Source organism: Nannocystis sp. RBIL2 (assembly GCF_026626745.1).
Classification (GTDB): Bacteria; Myxococcota_A; Polyangia; order Nannocystales; family Nannocystaceae; genus Nannocystis.
In genome coordinates this window covers 3509622-3526025 of sequence record NZ_JAPNJW010000002.1, presented here as the reverse complement: position 1 = coordinate 3526025, position 16404 = coordinate 3509622, and the positions used below count along the sequence as shown (strand labels likewise).

Annotated in this window: 11 protein-coding genes; 5 read left to right on the top strand and 6 right to left on the bottom strand. The window is 72.8% G+C overall.

Annotated elements, in window-relative coordinates; translation table 11 throughout:
• The first annotated feature begins 25 nt into the window (after positions 1 to 25).
• The gene (locus OV090_RS39115; protein ID WP_267709938.1) at positions 26 to 1072 is read left to right on the top strand and encodes an alpha/beta hydrolase; all 1047 of its coding nucleotides are present in this window, start codon (positions 26 to 28) and stop codon (positions 1070 to 1072) included.
• Between the two features lie 187 nt (positions 1073 to 1259).
• Complete coding sequence (locus OV090_RS39110) at positions 1260 to 2015, top strand: DUF1295 domain-containing protein (protein ID WP_267709937.1); 756 nt, start codon at positions 1260 to 1262, stop codon at positions 2013 to 2015.
• Positions 2016 to 2136: 121 nt separating this feature from the next.
• On the opposite strand, the gene OV090_RS39105 is transcribed toward OV090_RS39110, so the two are convergent.
• Positions 2137 to 5868, bottom strand: a complete 3732-nt coding sequence (locus OV090_RS39105) for a serine/threonine-protein kinase (protein WP_267709936.1) — start codon at positions 5866 to 5868, stop codon at positions 2137 to 2139.
• Between the two features lie 120 nt (positions 5869 to 5988).
• Complete coding sequence (locus OV090_RS39100; protein WP_267709935.1) at positions 5989 to 7971, bottom strand: 4-alpha-glucanotransferase; 1983 nt, start codon at positions 7969 to 7971, stop codon at positions 5989 to 5991.
• Between the two features lie 81 nt (positions 7972 to 8052).
• On the opposite strand from OV090_RS39100, the gene OV090_RS39095 reads away from it, so the two are divergent.
• On the top strand, positions 8053 to 8991 hold the full coding sequence (locus OV090_RS39095; RefSeq protein WP_267709934.1) for a bestrophin family ion channel: 939 nt from the start codon (positions 8053 to 8055) through the stop codon (positions 8989 to 8991).
• Between the two features lie 19 nt (positions 8992 to 9010).
• Positions 9011 to 9811, top strand: coding sequence for an alpha/beta hydrolase (locus OV090_RS39090; RefSeq protein WP_267709933.1), 801 nt, complete (start codon positions 9011 to 9013; stop codon positions 9809 to 9811).
• A 55-nt stretch (positions 9812 to 9866) separates the two neighbouring features.
• Here OV090_RS39090 and OV090_RS39085 read toward each other — a convergent pair whose 3' ends face one another.
• Positions 9867 to 11291, bottom strand: a complete 1425-nt coding sequence (locus OV090_RS39085; protein WP_267709932.1) for a hypothetical protein — start codon at positions 11289 to 11291, stop codon at positions 9867 to 9869.
• Positions 11292 to 11576: 285 nt separating this feature from the next.
• Between OV090_RS39085 and OV090_RS39080 the strand changes: the two genes are divergently transcribed.
• The gene (locus OV090_RS39080) at positions 11577 to 12038 is read left to right on the top strand and encodes an MYXO-CTERM sorting domain-containing protein (protein WP_267709931.1); all 462 of its coding nucleotides are present in this window, start codon (positions 11577 to 11579) and stop codon (positions 12036 to 12038) included.
• A gap of 101 nt (positions 12039 to 12139) precedes the next feature.
• Here OV090_RS39080 and OV090_RS39075 read toward each other — a convergent pair whose 3' ends face one another.
• From OV090_RS39075 to OV090_RS39065, 3 genes are all read right to left on the bottom strand, one after another.
• Positions 12140 to 13435 (bottom strand): PQQ-binding-like beta-propeller repeat protein, encoded by a 1296-nt coding sequence (locus tag OV090_RS39075; protein ID WP_267709930.1) that lies wholly within the window; start codon positions 13433 to 13435, stop codon positions 12140 to 12142.
• A gap of 443 nt (positions 13436 to 13878) precedes the next feature.
• The gene (locus OV090_RS39070; RefSeq protein WP_267709929.1) at positions 13879 to 14718 is read right to left on the bottom strand and encodes an NAD(P)H-binding protein; all 840 of its coding nucleotides are present in this window, start codon (positions 14716 to 14718) and stop codon (positions 13879 to 13881) included.
• A gap of 381 nt (positions 14719 to 15099) precedes the next feature.
• The gene (locus OV090_RS39065) at positions 15100 to 16404 is read right to left on the bottom strand and encodes an NADH:flavin oxidoreductase (protein WP_267709928.1); all 1305 of its coding nucleotides are present in this window, start codon (positions 16402 to 16404) and stop codon (positions 15100 to 15102) included.

Genomic DNA, 16404 nt, shown 5'->3' with positions numbered 1-16404 from the left:
GCGGCTTTGGGGTATGGTCGCGGCGATGCAGGCGCCGTCCGTGTCCCACCGGTTCCAGGCCTTCGCCGCGCGGCTGTTGCTGTCGTTGCCCGACCCGCTGCAGCGGAGGCTCGCCGGCGGCGGGCCGGTCGAGCGCGACGGCTATACGCTCGATCCGCAGGTGCAGCACATGCTGGCGATGCAGCGACGGATGCGTCGGCCTCGCTTCCAGGACGTGACTGTCGAGCGGGCGCGGCGCGAGATGGACATCAACACCTGGCTGCTGGCGCCGTCGGCCCCGGCGCTCGAGTCTGTCCGCGACGACATGTTCCCGGGGCCAGGTGGGCCGGTCCCGGTGCGGATCTACCGGCCCCGCGGGCTGCCGGCGCCGGCGCCGGCGACGGTGTATTTCCACGGCGGCGGGTTCGTGGTCGGTGGCCTCGACTCGCACGATCCGGTGTGCCGGATCTTGGCCCACGAGGGCCGTTGCGTGGTGATTGCGGTCGACTACCGCCTGGCGCCCGAGCACCGGTTCCCGGCGGCGGCCGACGACGCGCTGGCGGCGTTCCGGCACGTGGCTGCCAGCGCCGGCGCTCTCGGGATCGATCCTCGCCGGATCGCGGTGGCGGGCGACAGCGCGGGCGGCAACCTGTCGGCGGTGGTGTCGCTCGAGACCCGCGGCGACGCGGTGCGGCCGGCGTTCCAGCTGCTCATCTATCCGGCGGTCGATCTGACGATGTCGTTCCCGTCGATCCGCAGCCTCGGCAAGGGGTTCTTTCTCGAGATGGCGACGATCGAGTGGTTCATGAGCCACTACCTGCGCAGCCCCGAGGACGGGCGTGACCTGCGGGCGTCGCCGTGGTTCGCGGACGTCGCCGGGGCGCCGCCGGCCGCGGTGTTCACTGCCGGGTTCGACCCGCTGCGCGACGAGGGCGAGGCGTACGCGCGCAAGCTCGAGGCCGCCGGGGTGCCGGTGACGTACGCGTGCCATGGCGGGATGTTCCACGGGCACATCAGCGCGTCCGGCGGGCTGTCGAACGCGCGGCCGGCGTTGCGTGACATGACGGCGGCGCTGCGCCAGGCGCTGGCGTGAGGGCAGAGAAAAAAGCTGGCCTTCGGGACATGGTCTGAAGGCCAGATCACATGGCGAGCTCGACGGGCGCGGGCAGGGAGATCGCCCGGAGCTGGCGGGTGAACGCTCGGGCGGGGGCTGAGGCACGTCCCATAGCGCACGCGGCGAGGGCGGCGCCGGCGCGGCTCGGTGTGGTCTACTCGCGGGGATGTCCGAGCTCGAGTTTCACACGCTGCTGGTCCAGGGAGTGTTCCTCGTCGCCGCGCTGACGGTGCCGGCCCTGCTGTTCATCTCGGCGCCGTACGGTCGCCACGCGCGCGGCGGCTGGGGGCCGCAGATGGACACGCGGCTGGCGTGGATGGTGATGGAGTCGCCGTCGGTGCTGTGGTTCTTGGCGGTGTTCTTCGCCGGGGCGCACGCGTGGAGCCTGGTGCCGCTGCTGCTGCTGGTGCTGTGGCAGTCGCACTACGTGCAGCGGGCGTTCATCTTCCCGCTGAAGATCCGCCCGGGCGGCCACACGCCGGTCAGCGTGGTGGCGATGGGCTTCATGTTCAACCTCGTCAACGCCTACGTGAACGCCCGCTGGGTCAGCGAGTTCGGCCGCTACGAGCTGTCGTGGCTGCTCGATCCGCGGCTGTGGATCGGCGTCGGGCTGTTCGTGCTCGGCTACCGCATCAACCGCCGCGCCGACGCGGTCCTGGCGGCCCTGCGCAAGCCCGGCGAGACCGGCTACAAGATCCCCCGCGGCGGGCTCTACGAGCTGATCTCGTGCCCCAACTACTTCGGCGAGCTGCTCGAATGGACAGGTTGGGCGATCGCCACCTGGTCGGTCGCCGGGCTGTCGTTCGCGGTGTTCACCGCGGCCAACCTGGTGCCGCGGGCGGTGTCGCACCACAAGTGGTACAAGCAGAAGTTCCCCGACTACCCGGCGGGGCGCAAGGCGGTGATCCCGTTCCTGCTGTGAACGGGGTGGCCCGGGGGACATGTCGGGATGGACATGTCCCTCGAGGCGTTCGGCGCGGCTAGACGTTGCTGTCCCGGGGGACATGGCGTTCGGGCCATGACTTCGGGGACAGGAGGCGCGGTCAGAGCGGCGGGGACAGGCCGGGGGTGTTGGTGATGACCCACCGGGCGGGGCAGGCGATCGCCTGCAGGCGCATGAAGGCCTCGCTGCGGGCGATCATCTGCTCGCCCTCGGAGCCGCCGAGCCAGGTGCCGAGGCGGAGGCGGGCTGCCGCGGCCGCGAGGGGCATGTCGGCGGCGTCGAAGGCGTCGGCGGCCTCGCTGAGGGCGGGGACGACGACGTCGGCGGCGGCGTCGCGCAGGGCCAGGCCGGCGGCGTCGAGGAGGGCGGCGGACGCGAGCGCGCCGGCGTTGCCGATCTGGCGCAGGGCGTCGGCGTCGGCGGCGGCGGCCTCGAGGAAGGGCTCGCGGGCGGCCTCGACGCCTGACCTTTCGGCCATGGCCAATGCGACCTGTCCGTGGAGACTGATGAAGTTGGCGCGCTGGTTCTTGGTGAACGCGGCCCCGCCGGCGCCGAGGGTGGCGGAGACGCGCTCGACCTCGGCCCAGGCGACGGCGATCTCGCCGGCGTACTGGGCGCAGAGGGCCTCGATCATCGAGGCGCGCAGGCCGGCGGCCGAGCCGGCGGCGACGTTGCCGAGGCGGACGGCGCGGGCGATCACGTCGCGGGCGTCGGACGGGGCGTCGGCGGCGAGGAGGACGAGGGCGCTGTAGTAGGCGGCGACGAACTCGACCATCGAGTCGCCGGTCTGCTGGGCCTGCTCGCTCATGACGGCGCTGCGCAGGGCGATCGCCCGCAGCTCGCCGCGCGACTCGAGCAGGCTCATGAGCATGACGGCGCCGAAGTTGCACTCCCACGCGATGTTGCTGCAGCGCTGGCGCAGGTGGGTGATGCCGAACTCGAGGTCGCGCATGGCGTCGGCCCAGCGGCCGCGGCTGACCGCGGAGATGCCGTCGAAGAGGACGGAGAGGCCGACGATGTAGGGGTCGTCGCGGCGGCCGAGGTAGTCGTCGATGATGGCGCGCAGGCGGGTCAGCACGGCGGACTCGCCGGCGACCGACCACACCGCGCGGACGATGACCATGCCGCGGACGTGGCGGGCCTCGTCGGCGATGGCGCGGGCGATCGCGGCGCTGCGGGCGGCGAAGTAGGCCGAGCGCACCGGGCTGTGGATGAACAGGCCCTTGGCGGCGGCCCACAGCGCGTCCGACAGCGCGGCGCTCTCGGAGCCCGCGGCCGTGGACGTGTCGGGCTCGGCCCCGCGGAGCAGCGCGCCGACCTCGTTCTGGAACGCGGCCGCCAGCGCCTGGCCGCTGCCGGGGTCGGCAAAGCCTGTCCCTTGGAGCAGGTCCTTGAGGACACCCTCGCCCTTCGCCGTCTCGCCGACGGCGAAGTACTGCTCGCAGGCGCGGACGCGCAGCTCGGCGCGCTGGGTGATCGGGGCCTTCTCGGCGGCGCGGAGGAAGATCGGCGCGGCCTCGAGGCCGAGGCCGGCGTCGACCTTGGCGCGGGCGCAGGCGACCATGCGCAGCCAGGCCTCGGGGGTGCAGCGCAGCGCGAGCTCGTGCAGCTCGGCGGCGCGGGCGAAGGCGAGGGCGTCGGCGGCGGCCTTGCCGGCCCGCTCGGCGTAGGTCGCGGCCCGCTCGCGCTCGCCGGCGGCGAACAAGTGGCGGGCCATGAACTCGGCGTCGGGCCGGCCGAGCTGCAGCGCGGTGTCGGCGAGCAGGCGGTGGAGCTGGCGCGCGCGCTCGGGCGACAGGGCGCGGACGACCAGGGCGCGGCCGCGGTCGTGCAGCGGCTCGACGCTGGGCGCGTGGTTGCGGCGGCCGAGCTGGACCAGCCGCGCGGCGTGCAGGCGGGCCAGGCGGGCGTGGATGTCGGACGGGTCGCCGAGGGCCCGCGCGAGCAGGCCGGTCGGCAGCGGGGCGCCGGCGGCGGCCACCAGATCGAGCGCGGCGCGGTCGCCCGACGCGAGGTTGTCGACCCGTGCTTGGAGACATGTCTCGAAGGACAGGGACTCGGGGGTGAGCTTGGCGAGGTCGGCGTGGGTGAGCTCGTGGACCAGCGCCTCGAGCACGTACGAGTCGCCGCGGGCCTCGTCGGCGATCGCGGCGGCCCACGGCTCGGGCGGCAGGCCGGCGGCGACCAGGAGGGCGCGGGCGGCCGCGTGGGCGTCGCGCTCGTCGAGGCGGCCGACGTCGAGGCGGGCGACGTGGAGCTCGGGCAGCACGCGCAGCTGCAGGCGCTCGAACTCGTGGCGGACCAGCGGCGAGCCGGGCCACTCGGTGTGATAGGCGACGACCAGCAGCAGCGCCGGCGCGTCGGGCGGGGCCAGCAGCTCGGACAGCAGGCGCACGCTGTCGGCGTCGCTCCAGTGGAAGTCGTCGAGGAACAGGACCAGGCGGCGGCGCGCGGCCAGAGCGGCGAGCAGGCGCTTGAGCGCGGCGAAGGCCTTGCGCCGCGACTCCTGGTCGGACACGCCGGCGCGGGCGCTCTGGGCCAGCTCGCGCACCGCCGAGACCCGCTGCAGCACCGGGAACACGCGCGCGAGCTCGCCGGTGTGAGTGCCGAGCAGCGGCGTGAGCTCGAACGGCTCGAGCGCGCCGAGGTGGTCGGCGAGGGCGTCGACCAAACTGTCGAACGCCTTGAACGGGACGGTCTCGTGCTGGTAGCAGCGCGCGGTGAGGGCGACGACGTCGCCGCGCGGCTGGAGGGCGCCGAGGAAGCCGTGGACGAGGCCCGTCTTGCCGACGCCGGGCTGGCCGCGCAGGTAGACGCAGGCGGTGCGGCCGCGGGCGGCGGCGGCGAGGCCCTCGTCGAGCGCGTCGAGCTCGGCCTTGCGACCGAACAACACCGAGCTGCTGGCCATCGCCGGCGCGGGCGACAGCGCCGCGCCGCCGCACCACGCCAGCAGCTTGGCCCCGGAGGCCCGCTTCTCGGGGTCGCGGCGGAGCAGCTCGCCGATCAGCGACGCGAGGTCGTCCGGCAAGCCGGGGCCGCGCGGCGGGGCCGGCTCCTCGCACTGCTTGGCGAGGAAGATCTGGGCGTAGCCGCCGGTGAACGGCAGCTTGCCGGTGAGCGCCTCGTAGAGCATCACGCCGAGGGCGTACCAGTCGCTGGCCGGGGTCGCGAGCTGGCCGGCGCACTGCTCCGGCGACATGTAAAGAGGAGTGCCGGCGGGCGTCTCGTTGTTGTTGCTGCGGGTGATCGCGGCGACCAGGCCGAAGTCGAGGATGACGACGCGGCCGCCCGAGGTGACGAGCACGTTCGACGGCTTGAGGTCGCGGTGGAGCAGGCCCTGCTCGTGCAGCGCGGTGACGCCGAGCACGAGCTGGCGGATCAGCGCGCGCAGGCGACGGTCGCTGTCGGGCGCGCGCACGAGGGCGCGGAGCGCCGTGCACAGGTCGACGCCGCCGACGTACTCCATCGTGATGAGCCACAGGTCGCCCTGCGAGTGCAGCTCGTACAGCGTGACGAGGTTCGGGTGGCCGACCTCGGCCATGCTGCGAAACTCATACTTGAAGCGGTGCAGCTCCGAGGGGCCCATGCGGAGCAGCGACTTCACGGCGACGCGCTGGCCCGTGCGCGTGTCGGTCGCCTCGTACACGGCGCCCATGCCGCCGGCGCCGAGCGGGCGCAAGATCCGGTACGGGCCGACCTGGCCGGCCAGTGCGGTCGCCGGCGGCGGCTGCGGGCCGGTTCGCTCCATGACGCCCTCTTCGGGCGGGGTGCTCATCGTCGGCGACAGCGCGAGGTCCGGCAGGATCGCCGTGTTCGCGAATTGGATCGCCACCGCCATCGTTTCGCGAAGACGGTCGCCGGCCGCGCGTGGCAGACCGACTTCGGTGCGCGGCTGCTCAGGCGGCGCTTGCACCTGCACGGGGAGCTTCATGGCGGGGGAGCCGCTTGCAGGCTAGCACGGCCGCCCGAGGCCGCGCTCGAGCCTGGTGATCAGATCGGCGTGCTCGGACGCGCAAGCGGGGCCGCGCGACCGCAGCGCGATCGCCAGGGCCCACCCGAGGTCGAGCGCCGCGCCGCGGGCCGCCGCCGGCCAGTAAGCGGCCTCGCAGCCGGGCCGCAGGCGGAGCGTCCAGTTGGACGGATCGACCACGCCGGGGGCGTTGTAGATGTCGTGGGCGCCGAACAGGTCGCTCATGAAGACGGCCACCTGGCGCGCCGGGCACACCAGCAGGTCGGCGAACTTGGCGTGCACCAGCGCGGCGGGGTCCGCGAGCATGCGCGCGCGCAGCGGATCAGCGTCGCTGCGCGACCCCAGACGTCCGCACAAATACGCCGTCTGCGCGGCGGCGAGCGGGGTGCCGTGCCACGAGGCCGCGAGCCGCCAGATCGGCGGGGTGTCGTGGTTGCCGAGCATCACCCAGTCCTCGGCGCGGGCGTTCTCGCTGCGGTAAACGTCGTTCGGGTTGGTCAGATCGGCCTTCTGAGTGACCCGGAAGCGCCCCAAGCCGTGGCCCTCCAACACCCGCTGCAGCGGGTAGGGTTGGGTGCTGAGGACTTCGCACAACACGTCCTCGAGCGCGCGGCCGTGCGCGCGCGCGGCCGCGAGGACGACGTCGAGCTGGGCGGCGTAGCGGGCCACCTGCGCGTCGTCGAGCGTGTGGACCCACCGGTCGGCGTGGCGCGGCAGGGCCAGGTCGAGCTGGTCCGGGCGCGCGATCGCGTAGGCCGCCAGGCGCGGATGGTCCGAGAGACATGGCGACTCGAACAGGCGCGCGCCGCCCTGGACGGCGCGGTAGGCGTCGGCCTCGTCGGTCCGGTAGACCCACGGGCACACCAGGCCGTGCGGGTGGTCGACGCGCAGGCCGTCGTAGTCGCGCAGCATCGCGTCGGTGCGCGCAGCCACCAGGCGCAGGGCCGGGCCGAGCTCGCCGCCCCCGCCGCCGTAAAGCCGCGGGTCGAGCACTGGGTAGCCCCACGGCTGGCCGTCGGGGTTGGTGCGGCTCGGCGGCGCGCCCATCGCGTAGCCGGACAGGAACAGGTCGTGCAGCGCCCAGGTGTCGCCGACGGAGATCCCCACCTGGAGATCGCCGAACAGCCGCAGGGCCGGCAGGCCCGGCCGCGCGGCCAGCTCGGCGCGCAGGGCGGCGTGCTGGCGGGCCGCGAGCAGCTGGCAGAACGCCAGGAACTCGAGCTCGCGCGCGTAGGTCCGCTGGAGCCCGGCCCGCCGCGCCGCCGCGGCCTGGGTCTTGCTGACCCAAAGTTCCTGGTCTCTCGGCCATGTCCTCCAGTGCGATCCGTCGAAGCTGACCCTCAGGCCATGTGCTCCGGACCATGTCCCTCCGGTCCGGTAGGCGGTCGACAGGATCTCGTACAGGCCGGCCGGGGCCAGCCAGCCGGCGTGCTCGCGGGCGAACCCGTCGAAGGCCTCGGCGAGGTCGGCGACCGACGGGTCGGCGGCGGCGCGGCGGCGGGCGAAGCCGTGCCAGGCGCTGGCGAGGGCGGCGAGCTGGCGGGGCCACACCGCGGCGTAGTCGGCCCGCTCGGTCACGCCCTGGCGCTGGCGCGCCGGCCTGCCGCGCAGGAGGTCGTCGAGGTCGGCGCGCGGGAGGACGTTGCCGTAGTAGGGATCGTCGGCGAGCGGGCGCAGGGCGATCGAGAGGATGTCGCGGGCGAACAGGGCGCCGTCGTACGGCGAGGGGTTGTAGCGCGAGGTCTGTCCCTGCGGACCGAGCTGCACGCCGGTGAACCCGAGCTGACGCACGAAGCCGAGGAAGGCCCGGCCGCCGCCGCTGTACGGCGAGCCGCGGCCGAGGTCCTCGTCGTCGCGTCCGGGGAACGAGACGTCGTGGATCGCGAGCACGAGGTGCCGCTTGCCGAGGATGTCGAGGGCTGCCGCGAGGTCGGCGCGGGCGACGGGGCGATCGTGGGCCGGCATGCGGCGGAAGGGTAGCGAGGGCGGGGCCGCGCGTCACGCGACGTGGACCGCTCGACCTCCGAACGGCTACCTTCGCCGCGGATGATCGTCACGACCAGGGACTCCTGGCTGTACTTCATGTTCGCGGCGCGTGGGACGACGCTGTCGCGGATCTGGCGGCGACTGACGGTCAACGTCGTGTTCGCCCTGGTGATGACGCTGGGCCACATGCAGTACGGCTGGCTCGACGGCCGGGACGTGACGCCGCTGCCGTTTACCCTGATCGGCTTCGTCCTCAGCATCTTCCTCGGCTTCCGCATCAACACCGCCTACGACCGCTACTGGGAGGGCCGGCGGCTGTGGGGCCAGCTGGTCAACACCAGCCGCACCCTGGCGCGGCAGATCCAGACGCTGGTCGGCGCAGGACCCGGCGAACCGGCGGTGGCGGAGCGGCGCCGGCGCCTGATCTACCTGGTGATGGCGTTCCCGCACGCGCTGCGGATCCGCCTGCGCGGCGAGGAGGCGATGGTCGCCGACCTCGGCCCGTTCGTGACCGCCAGCGAGCTCGACCAATTGATGCGCGAGCGCAACCGGCCCAACGCGCTGGTCCAGCGGATGGCCGAGCTGCTCGACGAGGCCTACCGCGAAGGGCTCGTCCATCCGATGCACCTGAGCCTGCTGCATCAGTCGCTGACCTCGCTGACCGACATCCAGGGCGGCTGCGAGCGCATCGCCAACACGCCGATCCCGTTCGCCTACCAGGTGCTGCTGCGCCACATCGTCGGCGCCTACTGCTACGCGCTGCCGTTCGGGGTGCTGCTGCCGCTGGGCCTGCTGACGCCGGTGGTGATGCTGATGATGTCGTACGCGTTCTACGGGCTCGACGCGCTCGGCGAGGAGATCCAGGAGCCGTTCGGCAGCGACCCCAACGATTTGCCGCTGTCGGCGCTGTGCCGCACCATCGAGATCGACCTGCGCCAGCGCCTGGGCGAGCCCGAGCTGCCCGACCCGGCTCAGCCGCACCACGGCCAGCTGCTCTGAAGGACATTTTTTAGAAGACATGTCGCAAGAGACAGGTTATGTGACGGCGGCGGGTCAGCGGCTCGAGTACCGGTGGGTCGGGCCGGGGCCGCAGGCGGCGCCGACGCTGGTGCTGCTTCACGAGGGGCTCGGCTGCGTGAGCCTGTGGCGCGACTTCCCCGACAGGCTGGCTGCGGCGACCGGGTGCGGGGCGCTGGTGTACAGCCGCGCCGGCTACGGCCGCTCGCAGACGATCGCGCTGCCGCGGCCGCTCGACTACATGCAGCGCGAGGGCGAGGCGGTGGTCGGGGCGGTGCTCGACGCGTTGGGGGTGGAGTCGGCGATCCTGGTCGGCCACAGCGACGGCGGATCGATCGCCCTGGTCCACGCGGCGACCGATCCGCGCGGGCGCGTGGCCGGGCTGGCGCTGCTGGCGCCGCACGTGTTCTGCGAGGCGGTGTCGGTGGGCAGCATCGCCGCAGCGAAGCGCGAGTACGAGGCCGGCGAGCTGCGCGCCCGCCTGCAGCGACACCACGGCGACAACGTCGACGCGGCGTTCCGCGGCTGGTGCGAGGCGTGGCTCGACCCGGCGTTCATGCGCTGGAACATCGAGGCATACCTGCCGCGGGTGACCGCGCCGATCCTGCTGATCCAGGGCGAGGACGACATCTACGGGACGACGGCGCAGCTCGAGGCGATCGCCCGCGGCGCCGCGGGGCCGGTCGAGACGCTGCTGCTGCCGGGCTGCGGGCACAGCCCGTACCGCGAGCGGCCGGAAGAGACGCTGGCGGCCGCGGCGAGGTTCGTGCGCGCGCTCGTGGGGAGCGAGGATGGTCGATGAGGCATGTCGGATCGGACATGCCCAATCGGGCATGTCTTGAAAAACATGTCCGTGATCACTCATCGGAGTCGAGGCGGCGGTCCTCGGGGCAGCGGAGCGACCACTCGCGGCGCTTCGCGGGCGGCATGAGGGCGCAGCCGTTGGCGGCGACTGCGGCGGGTCGCTCGTCGAGGACGATGTGCCGGCCGGCGTCGAGATCGAGGGCGCGCCAGGTGTCGCCGACCACGAGCTCGCCGGCGTGGCCGAGCTTGGCGCCATCGATCTGCCAGGCGCGCCCGGTGGTGAGGTCGTAGGCGAGGACGCGCGGCGCTTCGGGGCCGGCGTCGCGGAGGTACCAGCCGCGCGGAGTCTGGCTCTCGCGGCCGTCGACCGGCAGGACGGGGCCGAACGCCATGTGGCCGTCGTCGAGCGAGACGCGAGCGATCCGCACGCCCTCCGGGCTGGCGACCCCGGCCGCGCGCCACAGACCGCCCCGGCGATCGGCGGCGCCCTCGGCGAGCCAGCCGTGGAAGTAGAGGAGGGGCGCGAGGCCGGTCGAGGCCCACAGGAACGAGCCGCGCTCGCCGCAGTTCAGGAGGGCCGGACCGATCCAGTCGATGCTGCGGGGTTGGAGGGCGCAGCCGCGGGGCAGCGCGTGCTCGCAGCCGTCGGCGGACATCCAGTGCTGCGCGGCGACGTCGTGCGGCCGCACTGCCTCCCAGGCCCAGGCGTCGCGCACCTGCAGCATCGGCTGTGCGTCGTCCAGCCCCTCCACCATGAAGATCTGGGCGCCGTCGCGGTGGAGGAGTGCGTTGACCGGACCGAGGTCGGTGTCCGAGAGGCAGGCGACGTCGTCGCGGCAGCGGGCGTCGCTCTCGAGCGGGCAGCGGTGCGGGCCTCGAGGTGGGGATGGCTCGTCGGCGACGATGCCCTGGAAGTGGACCCAGCCGGGCTCGGCGAGGGCATCGACGCTGCCGAGCAGGTTCGACGGGACGTAGACGTCGTGCTCGTCGCCGCTGGCGAGGTCGTGGACGGTGACGCGGTCCGGGCGGGCGCGGGTGTACGCGAGCGTGCGACCGCGGCGATCGAAGCGGAATGCGGGCAGCGGATCGTCGTCATGGACGTCTCTGGCGAGCTCGACGCGGCGGTCGGACTCGCTGTCGAGGAGCCACCAGCGTTGACCGATCTGGACGATCGCGCGGCGATTGCGACGGTCGTACTCGAGGAGCTCGTCGATCGGCTCGCGCGTGCCGAGGACGGTGTCGTGGAGGACGTGACGCGGGACGAAGGTGACCGCGAGCTCGCCGGCCCGGGCCTCGGAGCGATCCTCGAGGACGACGAAGCGGGCGTTGGCGCTCATCCAGATAGGCTCGTGGCCCTGGCTGCCCGCCAGCGGGATGGTGACGCTCGGCACTTCGACTGGTTCGGGCGGAGGGCGCTCGATGCAGGCGGCGAGCAGGAGCGGCGTGGCGAGGGCGAGACCCGGGCGAGGCGTCGTCATCCTCGACCGGCAACGCGCGAGTGGAGGCGGCGATTCCTCCGGGCGGGCGAGGTGGGAAGATCGGCGATGCTTCGGTGTCCGGGCCCTCGCGCTCGGGGATGACGAGAAGCTCCGCATGACGATGGCTGCGGCTCTCGGGTGCGCGGGGGACCGCCGAGCGCGTGGGGTGTGTCCTCGATCGGGATGTGATCCGAGCTCGTCGACGCGGTGGGTGAGGGGATCTCCCGAGGGGGAGGCGCGTGAGTGCCCGTCTCGGGGCGGGCCAACTTCCGTTATGCTGCGCGCATGCGCAGAGTCCTTGTCTTGTTGTTCGCGTCGCCGCTGTGCCTCCTCGGATCCACGGCCCGCGCCGACGCCTTGCCGCCCGAGCTCGATCCGTACATGGCCTGCGAGGCGCAGGCGCTGGGCACGGCCTGCGTGTCCGAGCTCGGCGAGGGCCTCTGCGTCGAGGCCGACTGCCCGGGCGACCCGGGGAAGAAGTGCGGCTACTGCGACCCCAAGGCGACTGCGACGACCAGCGCCGGCACCGACACCGGCACGGGGACCACCGGCGCCGACACCAGCACGACCGGCGACACCTCCGGTAGCAGCAGCGAGACGGCCGACGGGAGCTCGAGCGACGGCGGGACCTCCGACGGGACGTCGCCGAAGAAGGAAGAGGGCTGCAGCTGCCGCAGCGACGCGTCGCCGGGGGCAGCCCTCGGGCTGCTCGCGCTCGTCGGGCTGATGCGCCGGCGCCGGCGCTGAACTGCGGATGTCCGAAGGGACATGCCCGTCGAGGCATGTCCTTCAGGAGAATCGGCATGTCACTCGGGACATGCTCCAAAGAGCATGTCCCTTTGAAAAATTCAGTCGATGGCGAAGCGGCGGAGCCACCACTCGCTGGTGCCGTGGCCGTCTTCGGTCTGGGTGTCGACCGTACCGCCGGCAACGAGGTGGTCGGGGCCGAAGGCCACGCCGACGGCGCCGTCGCGCTCGTCGTCTTGCGGGCTGGCGAACCGCGACGACCACAGCGTCGCGCCCGCGCCGTCCAGGAGGCGGACGATGGCGGAGCTGTTGTCGGCGAGATCGAAGCCGGCGACCGCGATGTGGCCTTGCGGGCCAGCGGCCACTCTTTCGGCCCTGGGCGACGTGCCGGCTGAGGCGGGGGTGAGGTCGGACCACGCTTCGGCGAAGTCAGCGCTCAATCGGCGGACCAGCAGGCCGTCCGGGTCGGTGGCGAGGCCGGCGAGGACGAGGTCGCCGTCGCCGAGGACGGCGAGCGAGGACCACGCCGGGGCGGCGGGGTCCTCGAGCTCGAGCGACAGCATCTCGCCGGTCCCGCTGTCGAAGGCGGCCAGCATCGACCCGCGCCCTTCGTCGGTGAACAGGTAGCCGGGGACGAGGATCCGGTCGCCGGCGATCACGAGCTGCTCGGGGATCGTCGTGATCCCCTCCGGCGTGCGTCCCTCCCACACGGGCGCGCCCGTGGCGAGGTCGAGGCGGTGAACGACGAGCTGCCCCTCGATCTCGGGATCGCCGGTGCCGACGTAGAGCGCGTCGTCGGTGGCGGCCAGGCCGAAGATGCCGAGCTCCGGGAATGGGTCCCACGTCGCCACCAGCGCGCCGTCGGGCGTGAACGAGTGGATGCCCGTCAACGGGTTCGCCAGGAAGATCGGCCCCGCAGGGCTGACGGCGAGCTCGCCAAAGTGCGGGGCCGAGGTGCTCCACAGCTCGGTGCCGTCGGGTGCGAACGCCCTGACGAAGGCGGGCTCGTTCACCACCCCGAAAGTGCAGAGGTAGATGGTGCCGTCCGCTCCGGTGGCGAAGCCGCGGATCGAGCCGGCTCCCTTCACGGTCCAGACGACCTCGCCGGTGCGCGTGCAGTTGACGCCGCAGCCGTCGTTGGGCTCGTCGTTGCCGTCGTCGCATGCTTCACCGCCGTCGACGACGCCGTCGCCGCAGACCGCCTCGGACGGTTCGCCGGTGCCGGGGTCGCCGCTGGTCGGAGCGCCGGTCGAGGGGTCGGGGCCGGTCGAGGAGTCGGGGCCGGTCGAGGAGTCGGGGCCGTCGGTGCCCAGCGGATTTTCGCCGACGAGGACCGAGGGAAAACAAGCGGATAAGGCGAGGCCGGTGAAGGCCAGGATGCGAGCGGGGATGGACAAGAGTTCTCTACCTCCCACGAGGCTCGTCCCCGGTCGTCACGAGTTCCGTCAACGCCGTTCCAAAAATTTTTCGTGCTGCGACTCGACGGTCTTGCGATCGCAGACGTGGGGGCGCTCGCTCCGCACTCGAGCGAGACGGCCGATTTAAAGTAGATCGGTGGCGCAACGGGCCGCGCGGTCACGAGGCGAGCGGCGGTGCGTCGGACGTCCTTCGGACCCGACGCGATCGGACTGCCCTCACGAGTCAGCGCGTGGCGGCTGTGCGAAGGGGCATGTCCGAAAGGTCATGCGGCCTTCTCGGCGCCGCAAGCAGGTCCCGACGCTGGCGGGCATCACGGGACACGAGGGCGTGACGGCGGCGAGCCAGATTCGGGGCCCGCCGCAGGGACCAGGAATTCGCCAGGACGAGCTCACGGGCAGAGGTGCCCCGCGACGTCACGCCCTCACCGCAGCCACAGGCCGCGGTAATCGGCGATGTAGTGGGCCAGCGTCCGCGCAGGCCGGCCGAGTAGAGCAGGGAGGGTCGGGTCGACGAGCTCGGCCTGACCGAACCGCAGGCCGACGTGCAGCAGCGTCTGCACGAGCACCTGCATCGAGGGCAACTGTCGGCGGCGAAGGCGTAGGGCGTAGCGCAGCGCGCCAGGTCGCGGGTAGCGGATTTGTCGTCCGAGCTCGGCGCTGAGGAGCGCCGCCACCTCCGCGAACCCGAGCGCCTGCGATCCCGTCGCGGTGTAGGCTCGACGGGCGTGGCCGTCCTCGGCCAGGAGACGGACGGCAGCATCGGCGAGGTCGCGAGCATCCACGAAGGCCGCGCGGCCGTGCCCTGCGGGCACGAACAGCTCGTCGTGTTCCCGGATGTCGATGCGGTAGGCGTCCCCGAGGTTCTGCGCGAAAAATCCGGTGCGCAGGAAGGTCCACTCGCTCGGGCCGCGGCGCAGGTGCTGCTCGACCTTCGCATGCGGGATGTAGCCGCGGGTATCGGCGCCCATCACAGACAGGAACACAATGCGCCGCACCCCGGCTGCGATCGCGGCGTCGACGAGCGGATTGAGCGTCCGGTCCACGTCCGCTATCGCCGGCGGTCGCAGCAGGAATAGCGCGCTGGAGCCCGCGAGCGCGGGGGCGAAGGTTTCAGGCCGGCGGAAGTCGAAGGCCACGGCGTCGGGATCGCCGGCGGGGTCGCGCAGACCTGGACGGGCCCGCAAGCCTCGCGCGCGTAGACCCGTGACGACCCACCGACCGACGTTGCCAGTCGCGCCCGTGACGAGGACGACGCCGTTCATGAGGGCGACTGTCGCACGACGCTTGGTTCGACTGAAGTAAATCGGCTCGCCAGCGTGAAGGCGCGTCCGACGAAGAAGCGCGCCTGCTGCCGCACGCGGCCTCACGCAGCGCAGTGTGCTGACTGCCGAGCAGAGCGGCGAACGCGGCGCGAAGATCTGGGCGTGTCGCCAGGACCTCGGCGAGCGCCTCGTCGGCCTCTCGCGCGAATACACCGCGCACCGGTGGGGAGCGACGCGTCAAAGGAGGCGCGGTTAGCCAGGCGCGCGCCGCCTTGAAGCGCTGCCACAGGCCTGGAGCACGACGGCGGCGCGGGAGCGCAGACGATGGTCGACGAACCGCGAGACTTCGCTGTCGCCCGGGTCGATCTCGAGGTCCCGTGCTCACGCCGCATCGGACAAGACGCGCAGCGGCGAGCCTCGTCGAGCGGCGCGGATGCTGCCGGGGTTGTAGCATACGCCCGGCATGCCCAGCATCTGCGGGACGATGCAGCGGTTGCAGCTCTCGCACGCGGTCGCGCTGGTGTCGGACGGGCTGGCGGCGGCGAGGAAGCGGCGGGCGAGGTCGGGCTCGGCGTAGAAGGGGCGGCCGATGCCGATCATGTCGGCCTCGCCGCGGGCGAGGATCTCGGCGGCCTCGGCGGGGGTGCGGATGCCTCCGACCGCGAACACCGGCAGCTTCACGGCCGCCTTGACGGCGCGGAAGACGTCGCGGTTCCACACCGGCGCGAACGGGTACTTGCGCGCGGCCAGGAACATGCCGACGTGGACCAGCGCGGCGCGCATGCGGCTGCCGGTGGCCTCGAGCAGGCGGCGGCGCAGGCCGGCGTTGTCGAACGAGGCGCGCGGGAACTCGCCGCGGGCGATCGACGTGTTCGGCAGGGCGTCGGCGATCACCGGGGTGAGCGCGGCGAAGCCAGCGGCCTCGGCCATTCGCGCGATCTCGACGCCCTCGCCGAGGTCGATGCCGCGGCCGATCGGGGTCAGCTCGATCGCGGTGTACTTGAGGAGGACCGGGAAGTCGGCCCCGGCCTCGCGGGCGATGGCCTCGCGGATCTCGCGGACGAAGGTCATGCGCCCGTGGATGTCGCCGCCGTAACGATCGCGGCGGCGGTTGAAGATCGGGCTGAGGAATTGATGCAGCAGCTTGGCGTTGCTGGCGGCCAGCTGGACGCCGTCGTAGCCGGCTTCGCGCGCCCACGCGGCGACCAGGCCGAAGCGGGCGATGAGCTGCTGGACCTCGCTCGTGCTGAGGACGTGGGTCTGGCTGCGGTGCAGCGCGCGCAGCCACAGCGGCAGCGAGCTCGGGGCGTACGGCGGCGAGCTGCGCACCGGCGCGAACTTCGTGTGCCACGCCTCGAGCGCGAACAAGCCGCCGTGGCCGAGCTGGGTGACGATCTTGCCGCCGGCCTCGTGGACCGCGCGGGTCAGCGGGGCGAGGGCGAGCATGCGCTCGCGCTCGCCGATCGCCGACATGCCCGGCGAGGTGCGACCCTCGGGACAGACGATCGTGTTGCCCTGAATGATGAGTCCGACGCCGGCGGCGGCGTTCGGCACGAAGTGGCGCGCGTAGATGGCGGCCGGGTCTTCGGCGCCGCCCGCACCCTCGAGCACGGGCGCGCGGTAGAGGCGGTTTTTGAGGCGGAGGTTGCCGAGGTCGATGGGGTCGGTGAGGCGGACGGTGGACAT

What these genes read in the sequence shown, in the direction of transcription:
- OV090_RS39110 (WP_267709937.1), top strand. Translation starts at nt 1,260, where the DNA reads ATGTCCGAGCTCGAGTTTCACACGCTGCTGGTCCAGGGAGTGTTCCTC.
- OV090_RS39100 (WP_267709935.1), bottom strand. Translation starts at nt 7,971, where the DNA reads ATGCCGGCCCACGATCGCCCCGTCGCCCGCGCCGACCTCGCGGCAGCC.
- OV090_RS39070 (WP_267709929.1), bottom strand. Translation starts at nt 14,718, where the DNA reads ATGAACGGCGTCGTCCTCGTCACGGGCGCGACTGGCAACGTCGGTCGG.
- OV090_RS39090 (WP_267709933.1), top strand. Translation starts at nt 9,011, where the DNA reads ATGTCGCAAGAGACAGGTTATGTGACGGCGGCGGGTCAGCGGCTCGAG.
- OV090_RS39095 (WP_267709934.1), top strand. Translation starts at nt 8,053, where the DNA reads ATGATCGTCACGACCAGGGACTCCTGGCTGTACTTCATGTTCGCGGCG.
- OV090_RS39085 (WP_267709932.1), bottom strand. Translation starts at nt 11,291, where the DNA reads ATGACGACGCCTCGCCCGGGTCTCGCCCTCGCCACGCCGCTCCTGCTC.
- OV090_RS39080 (WP_267709931.1), top strand. Translation starts at nt 11,577, where the DNA reads ATGCGCAGAGTCCTTGTCTTGTTGTTCGCGTCGCCGCTGTGCCTCCTC.
- OV090_RS39065 (WP_267709928.1), bottom strand. Translation starts at nt 16,404, where the DNA reads ATGTCCACCGTCCGCCTCACCGACCCCATCGACCTCGGCAACCTCCGC.
- OV090_RS39115 (WP_267709938.1), top strand. Translation starts at nt 26, where the DNA reads ATGCAGGCGCCGTCCGTGTCCCACCGGTTCCAGGCCTTCGCCGCGCGG.